Genomic DNA, 16166 nt, shown 5'->3' with positions numbered 1-16166 from the left:
CGCGCCGGTCATCGGAGTGGGGTGCGACGGGCCGCCCAGCGGCACGGTGTGCCCCGCTCCGATGACCGGCTCAAAAGCGACCTCGCCTGCCTCGCCGGAGGCGAGGCCAAAGATCAATGCGCTGCGTCGTTCCAGGAGCGGCCGTACCCGACCGAGACCTCGAGTGGCACGGCCAGTTCGTACGCGGCGCCCATTTCCTTGCGCACCAGGGCTTCCAGCTCGTCGTGCTCACCGTCGGCGACCTCGATCACGAGTTCGTCGTGCACCTGCAGCAGGACCCGGCTGCGCAGCTTCGCCTCGGTCAGGCCCCGGTGCACGTTGAGCATGGCGACCTTGATGATGTCCGCCGCGCTGCCCTGGATCGGGGCGTTGAGCGCCATCCGCTCGGCCATCTCGCGGCGCTGGCGGTTGTCGCTGTTGAGGTCGGGCAGGTAGCGGCGGCGGCCGAAGATGGTCTCGGTGTACCCGACCTTGCCCGCCTCGACCACCACGGACTGCAGGTAGTCGCGCACCCCGCCGAATCCGGCGAAGTAGTCGTCCATCAGCCCGCGCGCCTCTTCGGTGGAGATGCGCAACTGCGCGGACAGCCCGTAGGCCGACAGCCCGTAGGCCAGGCCGTAGTTCATCGCCTTGATCTTGGCCCGCTGCGCACCCGTCACCTCGCCGGGCTCCACGCCGAAGACCTTCGCCGCGGTGGCCGCGTGGAAGTCGAAGCCGGACTGGAAGGACTCGATCAGCGCCGCGTCCTCGGACAGGTGCGCCATGATCCGCATCTCGATCTGGCTGTAGTCCGCGGTCATCAGGTCGGTGTAGCCCTCGCCGACGACGAAGGCGTCGCGGATGCGGCGGCCCTCCTCGGTGCGGATCGGGATGTTCTGCAGGTTCGGCTCGGTGGACGAGAGCCGCCCGGTGGCCGCGATGGTCTGGTACAGCGTGGTGTGGATGCGCCGGTCGTCCGCGATCGCCTTGATCAGCCCCTCCACCGTGGTGCGCAGGCGGGTGGCGTCGCGGTGTTCGAGCAGGTGCTGCAGGAACGGGTGTTCGGTCTTCTCGAACAACGTCTGCAGCGCGTCGGCGTCGGTGGTGTAGCCGGTCTTGGTGCGCTTGGTCTTCGGCATCTCCAGCTCGTCGAAGAGCACCACCTGCAACTGCTTCGGCGAGCCGAGGTTGATCTGCTTGCCGATCACCTCGTAGGCCGCCTCGGCGGCCTGGTGCACCCGGTTCGCGTAGTGCGATTCGAGTTCGGTGAGCTGCTCGATGTCGACCGCGATGCCCGCGGCCTCCAGCTCGTTGATCACCTCGAACAGCGGCAGCTCGATCTCGTCGAGCAGCTTGGTGCCGTTCATCTTGGCGAGTTCCTCGTGCAGCGCGCCGGTCAGCTCGGCGATCGCCCGCGCCCGCACCAGCTCGGCCTGCACGATCTTGGCGTCGGCACCCTCGGCCCCGTCGAGCAAGGAGAGCTGGCCGTCGCCTTCGTCGGCGTCGGAACGCAGCTCACGGCTGAGGTAGCGCAGGGTCAGGTCGTCCAGTTCGAACGAGCGCTGACCGGGGCGGACCAGGTAGGCGGCCAGCTCGGTGTCGGTGCGCAGCCCGGCCAGGCGCCAGCCGCGGGCGAGCAGCGCGTGCACGGCCACCTTCAGCGCGTGCCCGCTCTTGCCCGCCTTCTCGTCGGCGAGCCAGGCCACCAGCACCTTCTCGTCGGCTTCGTCCAAAGTGGACAGATCGAGGTAGGCACCGGCGCCGTCCTCGGCGGCGAAGGCGATGGACTGCACGTCGGCGGCCACGGAGGCGCCGGTGGTGCGGAAGGAGAGCCCGGTGACGGTGCCGGCGGGCGCGTGCTCGGCCAGCCACGCGGAGATCTGCCCCGGCTCCAGCGCGGCCCCGGTGACCTCGAAGCCCTCGTCGGCCTCCGGCTCGGAGCTGGACAGGGTGGCGAACAGGCGGTCACGCAGGACGCGGAACTCCAGCTCGTCGAACAGCCGGTGCACCGCGTCGCGGTCCCACGGCTTGAGCTCCAGCTCGGCCGGACCGGCTTCCAGCGGCACCTCGCGCACCAGCTCGGTGAGCTGCCGGTTCAGCGCGACGGAGCTGAGGTGGGCGCGCAGCGCGTCACCCGCCTTGCCCTTCACCTCGTCGACCCGGTCGATCAGCTCGTTGAGCGAGCCGAACTGCTGGATCCACTTCGTCGCGGTCTTCTCCCCCACCCCGGGGATGCCGGGCAGGTTGTCCGAGGGGTCGCCACGCAGCGCGGCGAAGTCGGGGTACTGCGCCGGGGTGAGCCCGTACTTCTCCGACACCGCCGCCGGGTCGAACCGGACCAGGTCGGACACGCCCTTGCGCGGGTAGAGCACGGTGACCGAGTCGGTCACCAGCTGCAGGGCGTCGCGGTCGCCGGTGCAGATGAGGACCTGGTAGCCGAGCGCCTCCGACTGCGTGGTGAGCGTGGCGATGATGTCGTCGGCCTCGTAGTTCTCCTTGGTCAGGATCGGGATGCCCAGCACCCCGAGCACGTCCTTGACCAGCGCCACCTGCCCCTTGAAGTCGTCCGGGGTGGCCGAGCGGCCCGCCTTGTACTCGGCGTAGGCCTCCGAGCGGAAGGTCTGGCGGGACAGGTCGAAGGCCACCGCCAGGTGTGTCGGCTGCTCGTCGCGCAGCAGGTTGATCAGCATCGAGGTGAACCCGAACACCGCGTTGGTGACCTGGCCGGTGGTGGTGCGGAACCGGTCGGCGGGTACCGCGAAGAAGGCGCGGTAGGCCATCGAATGCCCGTCGATGAGCAGCAGGCGGGGTGTGTCGTTCACTACTTGGGTGTTCTCGGCTGGGCTCACGGGAGCGAGTCTAGGGTGAGACCCCGACACTCTAAGGAGGCACGGGTGCCCGACCAGGGGGCGGCGATCACCGCCGAGATGTTCCGGATCGATCCACGCTGGGCCGAGCAGCAGCTCAACGACAAGGTGGGGATGAAGCTGCTGGAAGTGACCCCGGAGCGGGTCGTCGGCACGATCCCGGTCGAGGGCAACCTCCAGCCGTACGGCCTGCTGCACGGCGGCGCGAACGCGGTGCTGGCGGAGGCGCTCGGCTCCACCGTCGCCGCGGTCAACGCCGGGCCGGAGCGCGCGGCCGTGGGCCTCGAACTTTCGTGCACACACCACCGCGGCGTCCGGGAAGGGCTGGTCACCGGGGTGGCGGTGCCGCTGCACGTCGGCCGCAGCACCATCACCGTGGAGATCGTGCTCACCGACGAGTCCGGCAAGCGGACCTGCACGGCCCGGCTGACCTGCGCGGTGCGGGAGCGTCCGCCGGGCGCCTGACCCGCGGTGGACCTCGACCTGGGGCAGGTGCGCGCGTTCGTCGCGGTCGCCGAGCACCGGAACTTCACCCGGGCCGCGCAGAGCCTGTTCCTCACCCAGCAGGCGCTGTCCAAGCGCATCGGCAAGCTGGAGGAGGCGCTGCCCGGCGCGTTGTTCCGGCGCACCAACCGCGGCGTCGAGCTGACCGAGGCGGGCAGCCGGTTCCTGCCGTCGGCCCGCGAACTGGTCCGGCTGAACGACGAGGCGGTCACCGCGGCCACCGGCGCACAACCGCACCTGCGGGTCGACGTGATCGACCACCGGCTCTCGCCGTTGTTCGTGCTGCGCCGGTGCGCGATGGCCGATCCCGACCTCCGCGTCGAACGCAGCACCCGGCGCGGGCTGGTGCACAGCTTCGACCCGCTGCTCGCCGGTGAGCTCGACCTGGCCTTCGGCTGGGCGGGCGCACCGGGTCAGCAGCTGCCCGCCGGACTGGCGCAGCGCCTGATCCGGCTGGAACCGCTGATCGCCTTGCTGCCGCCGGAGCACCACCTCGCCGACGGTGACGCGATCCGCGTGGAGGATCTGCGCGAGGAGGGCGTCTGGCTGCCTTCGCTGGCCGGTCCCGGTGAGTTCCGCGAGTTCCTGCGGGCCTGCTTCGGCGGCTGGTCGGTGCCGATCGACGATTCCGGCGTCAGCTTCGACCTGCGGCACACCCTGGAGCAGACCCGCTTCGGCAAACCGCGGGTGACGCTGGCCGGGGCCGACATGGAGCTGGCGGCCGACCTGAACCTGCGGCGGCTGCCGTTCGCGCCGTCGCCGCGCTACCCGTGGTCGGTGGTGTGGCGCCGCGGTGGTGAGCCACCCGCCCTGATCCGGCTGCTCAAGCTGCTGAGCCAGCTCAGCCGGAAGGAGGGCTGGTGCGCCTACGACCCGGAGCGCGACTGGGTCCCCGAAAGCACCGTCATCCCCGCAGGCGGTCGCTGAACCACGCGGTGAACTCGGCGTCGACCGCGGCCGCGTGCTCGTCCGCTTCGGTCAGGCTGTGGCCCATCCCGGGCACCGTGACCAGCTTGGACCGCTCGCCGAGCACCCCCGCCAGCGCCGCCGACGGCTCGCGGAACGCCACGTCGTCGGCCTCGCCGACCACGAGCAGCAACTCGGCCTTCAGCTCGCTCGCGCGGTTGACGTAGTCGTAGTGGTCGGCGACCGCGCGCGAGCGATCGGTCCACGGGTAGGCCGAACCGTAGAAGCGCTCGTTGCGGCCGACCGCCGGCGCCAGCTGCACCACCGGGCTGACCACCGCGGCCGCCGCGATCGGCACTTCGGCGCGCGCCAGCACCTCCAGCGCCACCGTCGACCCGGCCGAACCACCCGCGACGCCGATCGGGCCGTCCGCGATGGCGAACCGCTGCCGCAGCTCGGCGACCGCGGCCGGGAACTCGGCCGCCGCCTGCCCGGTCACCGGCTCCATCACCTGGAGCACGTAGTCCTCGCCCGCGCGCCGGTAGAACTCCTCGTACCCGCCCTCGGGCAGCCGGGCGCCGGACATCGGGAGTCCGAAGTAGACCCGCCAGGCGGCGAGCCCGTGCATCGGCACCGCCTCGGCCATCGCCGCCTCCGAAGCGGGCGGCTCCATCAGGTGCCAGGTCACCACCAGCGGCGCCGGCGCCTCCGTGGCGGGCGGCAACGCCACGAACGGCACTCCGGCAGCCACACCCTGGACCAGGTTCGACGTAGTCACGATCTTCGTTCTCCTTCACTGTTTCCCTTGCTACATATAGGAAACAGCCTGCGAGACCAAGGGTCCAACAGCCCTTCGAGCCCCAGCCACAACCACCCGTTGTACCCCCAATGCTATGAGTGGGGCATTACTTGCAATGAACGCAAGTAATGCCCCACTCCTGGCAATCAACCGACGGGGCTCAGCCCACGCCCAGGTAGGCCTCCTTGACCGACGGGTCGGCCAGCAGTTCCTTCCCGGAGCCGGTCTTGGTGATCCGCCCGGTCTCCAGCACGTACGCCCGGTGCGCGCGCGAAAGCGCCTGCTGGGCGTTCTGCTCGACCAGCAGCACCGTGGTGCCCTGCTTGTTGATCTCGGTGATGATCCGGAAGATCTGCTGGATGAACTGCGGGGCCAGCCCCATCGAGGGCTCGTCCAGCAGCAGCAGCTTCGGCTTGGCCATCAGCGCGCGCCCGATCGCGAGCATCTGCTGCTCGCCACCGGACATCGTGCCGCCGGTCTGCGTCTTCCGCTCCGCCAGCCGCGGGAACAGCTCGAATACCCGGTCCAGGTCCGGCTGCAGGTTCTTCCGGTCCTTGCGGGCGTAGGCGCCCATGTCCAGGTTCTCCATCACCGTCATGCCGGGGAAGATCCCCCGGCCTTCCGGCGCCTGCGAGATGCCGCGGACCACCCGGAGGTCGGCCCGCAGCTTGGTGATGTCCTCACCGGCGAAGGAGATCGACCCGGCCGAGAGCGGCCGGATCCCCGAGATCGCGCGCATGGTGGTGGACTTGCCGGCCCCGTTCGCGCCGATGAGGGTGACGATCTCCCCCTCGGCCACGGTCAGCGTCAGCTCCGACACCGCCTTGATCCGTCCGTAGTGGACGGACACTCCGGAGAGCTCAAGCAACGTCATCGTCTGGCACCCCCAGATACGCCGCGATCACCGCGGGGTTGTCCCTGATCTCGGCGGGGCTGCCGTCCGCGATCTTCTTGCCGAACTCCAGCACCACGATCCGGTCGGTGACGCCCATGACCAGCTTCATGTCGTGCTCGATGAGCAGCACGGTGTAGCCGTCGTCGCGGATCTTCTTGATCAACCCCATGAGCTCTTCCTTCTCCTGGGGGTTGAACCCGGCGGCGGGCTCGTCGAGGCACAGCAGCTTCGGCTCGGTGGCCAGCGCACGGGCGATCTCCAGGCGACGCTGGTAGCCGTACGGCAGGTTCCTCGCCTTGTCCGCGGCGCGGTCGGCGATGCCGACGAACTCCAGCAGCGCCATCGCCCGCTCCACCGCGGCCTTCTCCTCCTTGAAGTGGCGGGGAAGGCGCAGCAGCGCGCCGAGCACGCTGGTGCGGTGCCGGGCGTCGGTGCCGACGACCACGTTTTCCAGCGCGGTCATCTCGGTGAACAGCCGGATGTTCTGGAAGGTCCTGGCGATCCCGAGCTGGGTGATGCCGTGCTTGGAGACCTTGCCCAGCGGCTTGTCCTCCAGCAGCACCTGGCCCGAGGTCGGCCGGTAGACCCCCGTCATCGCGTTGAAGCAGGTGGTCTTGCCCGCGCCGTTCGGCCCGATCAGGCCGAGGATCTCACCGCGCTTGATGGTGAACGAGACGCTGTCCAGCGCGACCAGACCGCCGAAGCGCACGGTCAGTTCGTTCAGCTCCAGCAGGGTCTCGCCGACGTCGACGGCGATCTCGCGGTCCGGGGCGACGACCTCGGCGACCTCCGCGTCGTGCGCGGCCCGCTCCTCGACCGTCATGTGCTCCAGTTCGGCGACGATCCCGCCTTCGGCGACGACCTCCGGACCGGTGTCACCGTTCCGTGGGGCGCCCGAGGGGTTCTCCGGTGTGGTCATCAGCGCGCCCCTCCGTTCTTCTCGGTCACCAGCGCGGTGTCGCTCGACACCTGCTCACCCTTGCCCAGCAGGCGCTGGTACGCCAATCTGCCGTAGGTCAGCAGTCGCTGGCGCGCGCCGAGCAGGCCCTGCGGGCGGAAGATCATCAGCACGATCAGCGCCACGCCGAAGATCAGGAACTTGTACTCGGCGATCACCAGGAAGCGCAGCGGCACGTAGGCGACCACCACCGCGCCGAGGATGACGCCGACCTTGTTGCCCGACCCGCCCAGGATCACCGCGGCGAGGAAGAGCATCGAGGTCACCACGTCGAACTTCTGGTTGTTCACGAAGCCGATCTGCCCGGCGTAGAGCGCGCCCGAGAGCCCGCCGATCGCCGCGCCGATGACGAACGCCCAGATCTTGAACTTGAACGTGTTCACGCCCATGATCGACGCCGCGTCCTCGTCGTCGCGGATGGCGATCCAGGCGCGGCCGACGCGGCTGCGCTCCAGGTTCCCGACCAGGAACAGCACCGCGATGATCACCGTGACGGTCAGCCAGTACCACGGCGTGCCGTCGGTGTTGTTGAACAGCGCGCCGCCCTCGTCGTTGGTGCCCGGCGGGTGCCCGACGCCCTGGAACCCGGACTGGCCGCGCAGCGGGTCGACGTTGTCCGCCACCAGGCGGACGATCTCGCCGAAGCCCAGCGTCACGATCGCCAGGTAGTCACCGCGTAGTCGCAGTGTCGGGGTGCCCAGGATGATGCCGAAGACCATGGTGATCGCCATGGCCAGTGGGATCACCGCCAGGAACGGCAGCTTCTGCAGCGGCGAGTCCGGGCTGGTGAACAGCGCGGCCACGTAGGCGCCGATGGCGAAGAAGCCGATGTAGCCCAGGTCCAGCAGGCCGGCCTGGCCGACCACCACGTTCAGGCCGATGGCCACCAGCGCGTAGCGGGCGACCTCGAACATCGCGATCTGGAAGTCGAACCCGGGTTCGGTGGAGATGATCGGCGGGTTCAGCACCGGCAGCAGGTAGACCAGCGCCACCACCGGGATGAGCACGAGCCACTGCTGCGGCCGGGAAAGGTTGCTCCACCACTCGCCCAACGAGCGGCGGCTTGCGGTGTTTGGCGTTGTCATACCCGTGCCTTCCCGAGAGACTCACCGAGGATGCCGGTGGGACGGAACATCAGGATCAGCACCAGCAGGACGAACGCGACCACGTCGCGCCATTCACCGCCGAACAGCGACTGCCCGTAGTTCTCGGCCAAGCCGAGCAGCAGGCCGCCGAGCAGCGCGCCGCGCAGGTTGCCGATACCGCCGAGCACGGCGGCGGTGAACGCCTTGATCCCGAGCAGGAAGCCGCCCTGGTAGGAGGCGCCCTGCGGGTTCTTCATCATGTACAGCAACGCCGCGGCACCGGCGAGCAGGCCGCCGATGAGGAAGGTCAGCACGATGACCCGTTCCTTGTTCACGCCCATCAGCGTGGCGGTGTCCGGGTCCTGCGCGACCGCGCGGATACCGCGGCCGAGGCGGCTGCGGTTCACGAACATGTCAATGCCGACCATCATCAGGATCGAGGCGACCACGATGATGATCGTGATGTTGGTGACGCTGGCGCCGAAGAGCTCGAAGACCTCCTGCGGGCGCAGCAGCCGGATCGCCTGCTCGGCGTTGCCGCCGCGCCAGATGAAGATCAGCTGCTGGAGCACGAAGGAGGCGCCGATCGCGGTGATCAGGAAGACCAGCCGGGGCGCGCCCTTCTTCCGCAGTGGCCGGTAAGCCACTCTTTCCAGGGCCACCGCCGTGCCACCGGACACCGCCATCGCGGCGACCAGTGCCAGCAGGACGAACCCGATCAGCTCCATCACCGGCAGGTCCGGCGTGGCGCCGGGGCGGAAGCCGAGGCCGTAGAAGACGAACCAGGTGGCGTAGGCGCCGTAGATGAACACTTCCGAATGCGCGAAGTTGATCAGCTTCAGCACGCCGTAGACCAGGGTGTAGCCCAGCGCCACCAGCGCGTAGATGCTGCCCTGCGAAAGTCCCTCGACGGTGCTGTTCCAGAACTGGTCACCCAGCGCGCCGAGGTCGAACTTGATCCAGCTGTCCTCTTGGGCGAGGAACAGCGGTAGTGCGTGGTTTATGGACACACTCGTTCTCCATGTGGTTCCGGGGTGTGCCCGCGACGGGATCGAACCGTCGCGCGCACACCCCGGTTACAAAATCGATTTGCCGAGAGCGGATCTGCTACTTGATCTCGGTGTTCCGGACGATCTTTCCGTTCTCGACCTTGTAGGTCCACACGGTGGTGGCGGCCAGCTCACCGGTCGCGTCCCACTTGAACTTCTTGGTCAGGCCCTGGCCGTCGTAGTTCTTGACGTAGTCGAGCAGCCCGGCGCGGTCGGCCTTGCCGGAGTCGATGCCCTTGAGCATGATCGTGGCGAGGTCGTAGCCCTCGGGCGAGTAGGTGCCCGGGTCCTTGCCGGAGAGCGCCTTGTACGCGTTGGTGAACTCGACGAACTGGTCGGCGGGCACGCACGGGCAGGTGAAGTAGGCCGAGGCGGCGGCGTCGCCGGCACCCTTGACGAACTCGTCGTCCTTCACGCCGTCCGGCGCGACGAACTTGGCGGTCACACCGGCGTCGGCGAGCTGCTGCGCGAACGGCGCGGCCTCGCGGTAGTAGCCGGCGTAGAAGACGGCCTGCGGGTCGGCGCCCTTGACCGCGTTCACCGTGGCGGCGAAGTCGATCTGCTTCGACTTGACCTTCTCGTTGCAGGTGACCTTGCTGCCCAGCGCGCCCTTGATGGCGTTGGCCAGGCCGATGCCGTACTCCGAGTCGTCCTCGACGACGCAGACCTTCTCGGCCTTGAGGTCGTTGGTGATGAAGGTGGCGGCGGCCGGACCCTGGGTGTTGTCGTTGCCGAGCCCGCGGAAGAAGGTCTTCCAGCCGTTCTGCGACAGGCCGGGGCCGGTGGCCGACGGGGTGATCGAGACCAGGCCCGCGTCGTTGAAGATGTTGCCCGCGGCCTTCGACTCACCGGAGAACGGCAGGCCGATCACGCCGAGGATCTGCGGCGTGTTCACCATCTGGGTGACGATGCCGGGGGCCTTGTCGGGGGTGCCTTCGGTCTCGAACTCCTTGAGCTCGACCTTGCAGCCCGGGTTGGCCTCGTTGTGGCGGTTCACCGCGACCTTGACACCGTTGAGGATGTTCTGGCCCAGCGCGGCGTTCTCGCCGTTGATGGTCCCGGCGTACGCGATGGCGGTGCCGGCGGCGCAGGTGGCCTTGCCGTCGCCCTTGGGGTCGGCCGCGTCGGCGGCCTGGGCGGGAGCGCTGGCCTGCGGGGCGGTGGGGGTTCCCCCGTTGGACCCGCTGTCGGTACGCGCCGAACACGCGCCCAGGGCCAGCGATGCGGTCGCTGCCAGCACCAAAACCCGCGTGAGTCGTGCTCTTGACACTCGTTCCTCCAAATGCCGACGAATGACCGCCTACGGTCGTTCGTCCCTGGACCTGACTGGGCGCTGAACCTAGTCGCCCCTCGCCGCGTTGCACAGCGTCACGGTGGCTCTTGTTTCCACATCGTGACGGTGGTCACCGGTGTTAACGGAGGCTTTATACCCGATCATCGGGTTGCAACGAACGGGTGGTAACCACAAGTGACAATTCGACCAGTCATTTCCGGCGAACCCGACTCAGCCGATCCCCCGAACGACGGCTTCCGCCACGGCTTTCATCGTGGTGCGGCGGTCCATCGCGGTGCGCTGGATCCACCGGAAGGCGTCCGGTTCGGTGAGCCCCTGTTCACTCATCAGGAGGCCCTTGGCCCGGTCGATCACCTTCCGTGTCTCCAGGCGGTCGGTCAGCCCGGCCACTTCGGACTCGAGCGCCTGCAGTTCGGCGAACCGGCTGACCGCCAGTTCGATGGCGGGCACCAGGTCGCGTTTGGCGAACGGTTTGACGAGGTAGGCCATCGTCCCGGCGTCGCGGGCGCGCTCGACGAGGTCGCGCTGGCTGAAGGCGGTCAGGATGACCACCGGCGCCACGCGGTCCCCGGTGATCTTCGAGGCCGCCTCGATGCCGTCCAGCTTGGGCATCTTCACGTCGAGGATGACCAGGTCGGGCTTCAGTTCGGTGGCCAGTTTGATGGCCTCCTCGCCGTCGCCGGCCTGGCCGACGACCTCGTAGCCCTCCTCGCGGAGCATCTCGACGAGGTCGAGGCGGATCAGGGCCTCGTCCTCGGCGACAAGCACCCGACGCTGTGGGGCGGTGGCGACGCCGTTGGCCTCGGCAGCCGGTTCGGTCACCGGTGTCCTCCTGCGAGCTCGAAGGGGTGGAAGGCGCGGCTTGCCGCGGACCCCGAGCCTACCGGCAGCGGAACCGATTGAGAGATGGCGTTCACCACGTGTGTGACCTGGTCACACGGGCTTAACATGATTCAACCCACAGTGCCGGTACGCCCCACCCGCCCCACCGGTAACCCAGTTGCCGCCCCCAGGCCCGAATCCCGTAAAGTCTGGCGGCGCCGCCCCCGTAGCCCAATCGGCAGAGGCAGCGGACTCAAAATCCGTCCAGTGTGCGTTCGAGTCGCACCGGGGGCACCACGCCTGACCAGGCGTTACAACTGAAGACAGATCAACACTGTTGGTCGATGGGTGCAGCCGTGGGTGCGAGTACACTCACGGCTATGAGTCGTGCTGCGGAGGGCCGCTCACGGGGGCGGATCGAGGAACGCGGGAGCAGCCTGCGCGTAGTCGTCTACGCGGGCACCGACCCGGTCACCGGCAAGCGCTCCTACCTGCGTGAGAAGGTCGACGGCACGAATAAAGCGGCCCAGAAGCGCGCCGAGAAGGTCCTGAACCGCCTACTCACCCAGGCCGACGAGCAGCGGGCGCCCAGTTCGTCAGTGACTCTGTCCTATGCCCTGGACGAGTGGATGCGCCTGACGGAGATGGAAGACAGCACCCGCAAGACCTACGAGGGCTACATAGCGCGGACCATCAAACCAGCGCTCGGTGAGCAACCCGCCAAGAAGCTCGACGCTCGCACCCTGGAAAGCTTCTACAACGAGCTACGCCGCTGCCGCGCGCGGTGTGATGGCAAGCCGTTCATCGAGAAGCACAAGTCTGATGAGCCGGACCATGATTGCCAGGCCGCGGAATGCCGGGCGCACAAGTGCCGCCCCATGGCCGCGTCCACGGTGCGCCAGATCCACGCCATCCTGAGCGGCACATTCGGTGCCGCGAAGCGCTGGGGCTGGCTGAACGAGAACCCGGCCCTCATCGCCCGACGCCCCAAGCAGAAGGCTCCGGAGCCGGACCCACCCACCGCCGCCGAGGCAGCACGCCTGGTCGAAGCCGCCTTCAAGATGGACGCCGACTGGGGCACCCTCGTCTGGCTGGCCATGACGACAGGCGTCCGGCGCGGCGAACTAGTCGGCCTGCGCTTCTCCCGCGTCGACCTGGACGCCGAGGTCATCGACCTGCGCTACAACTGGGTCGGCGGCAAGGAGAAGGACACCAAGACCCACCAAAACCGCCGCATCGCCCTCGACTCCGAGACCGTAACCCTGCTCCGGGAGCACCGGAAGCGCGTCGAACAGCGCCTCAAGAAGCTGGGCGCCAAGTTCCACGAAGACCTCTTCGTCTTCTCGGGCAGCAAGACGCCGGACCACTCCGAGCCCTACTCCCCCAACGCCGTGACGCAGCGATACAAGGACATGGCCACCCGCCTCGGCATCAAGACCCACCTACACGCGTTACGCCACTTCAGCGCGACGGAGCTACTGTCCGCCGGAATCGACCTGCGAACCGTCGCCGGGCGCCTCGGCCATGGCGGAGGCGGTGCTACGACGCTGCGCGTCTACGCCGCATGGGTCGCCGCCTCCGACCGCAAAGCCGCCGAGATTCTCGGCTCGCGTATGCCGAAGCGTAATACATAACCACATCAAGCGGCAGGCGGTGAGTCCCCAGGTACGCCACGGCAACAGAACCGCCACTTAAGGCCACTCCCGCATGCACAGGGCGCGTAGGGACCTTCCGTATAATCATTCTCATCCGGATTTTCACTCGACGCAGAAACTTGAATATCATCCGCTATTATCATTCCCTCAGTAATGCGCACTTCCATGCTCGGCTCCGCGTCGATACGCCACGCGTCTTCATCATCGGACTGCTGCCGCTTGAACTCAACCATCTCCAACTCTTGCTCGACATTTCTTCCATGCCCAGCCAATTTCGTCCATATCGTGTGCGCATCACGGGTTCTTCCACCCTGAAGCACCTTAGCCAAAAGATATGAGGCAGTACCTTGGACTCCCGTCCTCAAACCAGGACCATTCCCGGCAAGAACATCGACCGATACAGCCGAAGACAAATAAAGCGTAAATCGAACCACCTCGATCCCCAAGCGGGACAATACGCCACGTCTAACCGCCGCTTCTGCCCGATCTAAAATCGGCCGCAAGACCGACTCTTCGGCTTCACCAATGAGGCGCAAATATTCTTCCTCATCGAACACAACAGGCACGTCACGGTACACACTGTAGAGCTGGCTTCGGAAATCGACGAAAGCATCCTCCTTCACCAACCTTGACAACAAATCAGGTGTTAATCCGGAAAATATCGGAACCCTACTGGACCACACAGCATGCAGAACGCGCTCGGACGGCGAAGAACCAATGAGCTTCTCCACCCCTTTTTCGCACAGATACTGCTCATATCGCCACGGAGCCGCATACTCAACGCCATATGAGTGAGCCAGCATATATTCTCGACTGAAGTACTCCAAGGATCGACAAACCGCCTTGGACAACTGCTCCTCGCGATCCCCGCCAGCAAACAGAAATAGTCCACGTAATCGGTCATCTCTGGCCATCTCAGACGGCCTGAAGCGTCCAATCACTTCGTCCACTTGAAACCCAGGACGTTCCATCAACAAGTCAGCGAAACTCTTTATCTCCTCAGCATTGCTCAGATAGAAGTCTTCGCCGGGAACCAACACAAGCCGACCAGACTCGATCAGCGGCCGAAACTTCATCAATTCAGGAACGGTGAAGCGAAGAAAGTTCCTCGTTGGCTCAATAGCTGGCATACCATCATCCGTCAGATAACCTTGCCTGCTGCCCATGACATGCTCTACCGAGTAACGCGCTGGCGAAAACCAATCGATGATTGGATCTTTGACCAGTATTTGGCCCGAATAGAGCAATGTGGACATAACCAACTCACTGTGCCCAGCTAGCCAGAAGTTAGCGGAGGGCCACCCTCCCACGTAGACAGGATGAGATCTCTCCTCGACACTTGCCGGTGTGTAAGATTCCGCGAACCTTCGGATCTCGTTGCCCAGTTCCCACAGTTCGCGCCCAGGAAGCTCCCAAACTTTCTTCCCGCGCACGGTGGAAAAATTGTCAATCACATCAAGCGAGGTAACAATGGAATGGTCCAAGTGATTCATTCAAGCACGATGACACTGTGTCACACTCAAGCACAAGACCTGCTGCCCCTAAGGTCGAAATTGATACAGTTCGTTCTACACCCTAGGGTGTAGAACGTGACAGAACAGCATGGTTCGTGGGAGACGTTCGGAGAGCGGTTGGTGTACGACAACCGGTGGGTGAAGGTCGGGTTGACCGACGTTCAGGCGCCCAACGGGGAGCGCTGGGAGTACCACGTGGTGCACCTCGCGCGGATCGCCATCGCGCTGATCGTGAACGAGCGGGACGAGGCGCTGATGCTGTGGCGCTACCGGTTCGCCACGAAGCAGTGGGGGTACGAGCTGCTCGGCGGCATGGTGGACGACGGCGAGGAGGCCGCCCAGACCGCCGCGCGCGAGGCGGCCGAGGAGAGCGGCTGGCGCCCGGTCGGCAAGCCGGAGCACCTCGTGAGCTTCGAGCCGCTGCCTGGCCAGGTGACCGCGCCGATGGACGTGTACCTGTGGCGCGAGGCCGAGCACATCGGCGACCCGACCGACACCGAGGAAGCCGGGCGCGTCGAGTGGGTGCCGCTGTCCCGCGTGAACGAGCTGGCCCAGCGGCAAGAGCTGCTCGGCTCCGGAACGCTGGTGTCCCTGCTGTACTACCTCAACTCACGCGAGGGCTGAGGCAGCACGAGACGCTCCAGCCTGCGGCGCAGTCGCGCGGAGCGAAGCTGGGAGATGAGCTGCCGAGCCTGCCGCGCGTAGGTCTCGGCGCCCTCCCGGTCCCCCGCTGCCCCGTAGGCAAGCGCGAGGTCGACGCAGGCAGACGCGCGGGCGCGGACGAACTCGCTGGGCACGCCGTCGATGACGGCTTCGAGGTGGCTGATCGCCTCTTCCGCGCCGAGGTGGACCAGCGCGTTCCCGCGCCAGCGGTCAAGGTGAGTGCCGCCGAGGAAGAGGAACGGCAACTCGGGGTAGACCAGCTCGGACGGTCGTAGCTCGTCGGCCTCGTCGAAGGACCGCAGCGCGTTGTCCCCGTCGCCGGAGATGGCGTGTCCCTCGCCTTGAGCTGCGGCGAGCCAGGCGCGCAGCAGCCGGGGCGCTCGCTTGCCGATGTCGCGAGCCTCGGCGAACAGCTCGACCGCGTCCTCGACGTTGCCCGCGTCGATGAGCACGAACGCCTGTTCAGCCGTGGCGTGCGCCAGCAGCGCGGCCGACTCGGCTTCCCGGGCCGCGGCTTTGGCCTGCTCGTAGTGCGCCCACGCCTGCTTGAGCGAGCCGATATCGAGCGAGGTCCAGCCCGCCAGCGTGGATGCCTCGGTCAGCACGCCGGCTAGGGGTGCTCGGTGGCGTTGGAGCAGCGTGTGCCGGATCAGGTCGTCGAGTTCGGAGATCTGGCCTCGGAGTCGCTCCAGCCGCTCGGCGGAGCCGAACCGGCGGTCCGCGTGCCGAACCCCGTCGACTTCCCGCCGGAACAGTTCGACCGTCTGCGGGTCGACACGACGAGCGATCACCAAGCGTTCGACAAGCTCCTCACCGAGAGGACGTCCGTCGACGCTCGACGGGAAACCAAGGTCCTCATCGGTGCGGCCGTAGATCTCCCGGAACACCCGCCGCATCGCCGGTTCGGGCAGGACGTGGCCGTTTTCCCACCGGGATATCTCGGCCTTCCGGCTGGCGACGGGAAGCACCGCCAAGCCGAATGCTGGGCAGCGGGCATTAATGGCCTTCGCCAGTTTCTCTTGGCTCCAGCCAGCCTCATGGCGAGCCGCTTGCAGCGGGCTTTTCACCTTTCTCATGAGTCCCCCCGAACCCTGATCACCAGCGAAAATAACACGGAATAACACGGCGCGTGTCAACTACTGCCGTCTGTGAACCGCGCCCCGAATGCCGTTTCTT

The 16166-nt window shown here is 66.9% G+C and carries 14 protein-coding genes and 1 tRNA gene; 5 read left to right on the top strand and 10 right to left on the bottom strand.

The window, feature by feature from the left end; genetic code table 11:
* Positions 1 to 113: 113 nt before the first annotated feature.
* Positions 114 to 2828 carry a DNA polymerase I gene (gene polA, locus JOM49_RS18850; RefSeq protein ID WP_209665600.1) on the bottom strand — a complete coding sequence of 905 codons (2715 nt, stop codon included), beginning with the start codon at positions 2826 to 2828 and terminating at the stop codon, positions 114 to 116.
* 78 nt (positions 2829 to 2906) lie between these two features.
* Here polA and JOM49_RS18845 point away from each other — a divergent pair, with 78 nt between their 5' ends.
* Complete coding sequence (locus JOM49_RS18845; protein ID WP_209671323.1) at positions 2907 to 3311, top strand: PaaI family thioesterase; 405 nt, start codon at positions 2907 to 2909, stop codon at positions 3309 to 3311.
* A 6-nt stretch (positions 3312 to 3317) separates the two neighbouring features.
* Entirely contained in the window at positions 3318 to 4277 is a 960-nt protein-coding gene (locus JOM49_RS18840) for a LysR family transcriptional regulator (RefSeq protein ID WP_209665599.1), read from the top strand.
* Here the strand turns inward: JOM49_RS18840 and JOM49_RS18835 are convergent.
* The 7 genes from JOM49_RS18835 to JOM49_RS18805 all read right to left on the bottom strand — a co-directional run bounded on the left by JOM49_RS18835 (position 4255) and on the right by JOM49_RS18805 (position 11158).
* Positions 4255 to 5034, bottom strand: a complete 780-nt coding sequence (locus JOM49_RS18835) for a prolyl oligopeptidase family serine peptidase (protein ID WP_308158786.1) — start codon at positions 5032 to 5034, stop codon at positions 4255 to 4257. The genes JOM49_RS18840 and JOM49_RS18835 overlap by 23 nt on opposite strands.
* Before the next feature lie 181 nt (positions 5035 to 5215).
* The gene (locus JOM49_RS18830) at positions 5216 to 5929 is read right to left on the bottom strand and encodes an ABC transporter ATP-binding protein (protein ID WP_209665598.1); all 714 of its coding nucleotides are present in this window, start codon (positions 5927 to 5929) and stop codon (positions 5216 to 5218) included.
* Positions 5916 to 6869: an ABC transporter ATP-binding protein gene (locus JOM49_RS18825; protein ID WP_209665597.1), complete on the bottom strand. Its 954-nt coding sequence runs from the start codon at positions 6867 to 6869 to the stop codon at positions 5916 to 5918. Before JOM49_RS18825 ends, JOM49_RS18830 begins: the two co-directional genes overlap by 14 nt.
* On the bottom strand, positions 6869 to 7993 hold the full coding sequence (locus JOM49_RS18820; protein WP_209665596.1) for a branched-chain amino acid ABC transporter permease: 1125 nt from the start codon (positions 7991 to 7993) through the stop codon (positions 6869 to 6871). Before JOM49_RS18820 ends, JOM49_RS18825 begins: the two co-directional genes overlap by 1 nt.
* Positions 7990 to 8979 (bottom strand): branched-chain amino acid ABC transporter permease, encoded by a 990-nt coding sequence (locus JOM49_RS18815; RefSeq protein WP_245370560.1) that lies wholly within the window; start codon positions 8977 to 8979, stop codon positions 7990 to 7992. Before JOM49_RS18815 ends, JOM49_RS18820 begins: the two co-directional genes overlap by 4 nt.
* 121 nt (positions 8980 to 9100) lie before the next feature.
* A complete protein-coding gene (locus JOM49_RS18810) occupies positions 9101 to 10282 on the bottom strand; it encodes a branched-chain amino acid ABC transporter substrate-binding protein (RefSeq protein WP_209665595.1) in 1182 nt (393 codons plus the stop codon).
* Between the two features lie 264 nt (positions 10283 to 10546).
* On the bottom strand, positions 10547 to 11158 hold the full coding sequence (locus JOM49_RS18805; protein WP_209665594.1) for an ANTAR domain-containing response regulator: 612 nt from the start codon (positions 11156 to 11158) through the stop codon (positions 10547 to 10549).
* A gap of 220 nt (positions 11159 to 11378) precedes the next feature.
* On the opposite strand from JOM49_RS18805, the gene JOM49_RS18800 reads away from it, so the two are divergent.
* Positions 11379 to 11455, top strand: a tRNA-Leu gene (locus JOM49_RS18800).
* Between the two features lie 83 nt (positions 11456 to 11538).
* Complete coding sequence (locus JOM49_RS18795) at positions 11539 to 12792, top strand: site-specific integrase (RefSeq protein WP_209665593.1); 1254 nt, start codon at positions 11539 to 11541, stop codon at positions 12790 to 12792.
* A gap of 5 nt (positions 12793 to 12797) precedes the next feature.
* Here JOM49_RS18795 and JOM49_RS18790 read toward each other — a convergent pair whose 3' ends face one another.
* A complete protein-coding gene (locus tag JOM49_RS18790) occupies positions 12798 to 14306 on the bottom strand; it encodes a hypothetical protein (protein ID WP_209665592.1) in 1509 nt (502 codons plus the stop codon).
* Between the two features lie 96 nt (positions 14307 to 14402).
* Between JOM49_RS18790 and JOM49_RS18785 the strand changes: the two genes are divergently transcribed.
* Positions 14403 to 14951, top strand: a complete 549-nt coding sequence (locus JOM49_RS18785) for an NUDIX domain-containing protein (RefSeq protein ID WP_209665591.1) — start codon at positions 14403 to 14405, stop codon at positions 14949 to 14951.
* On the opposite strand, the gene JOM49_RS18780 is transcribed toward JOM49_RS18785, so the two are convergent.
* Positions 14927 to 15958, bottom strand: a complete 1032-nt coding sequence (locus tag JOM49_RS18780) for a tetratricopeptide repeat protein (protein WP_308159064.1) — start codon at positions 15956 to 15958, stop codon at positions 14927 to 14929. The two genes, JOM49_RS18785 and JOM49_RS18780, sit on opposite strands and share 25 nt — an antisense overlap.
* Positions 15959 to 16166 lie beyond the last annotated feature (208 nt).

Origin of the sequence: Amycolatopsis magusensis, assembly GCF_017875555.1 — a bacterium.
In the GTDB taxonomy this organism is placed as follows: domain Bacteria; phylum Actinomycetota; class Actinomycetes; order Mycobacteriales; family Pseudonocardiaceae; genus Amycolatopsis; species Amycolatopsis magusensis.
The sequence above is the reverse complement of the archived record's forward strand: the minus strand, read 5'-3'. Positions and strand labels throughout refer to the sequence as shown.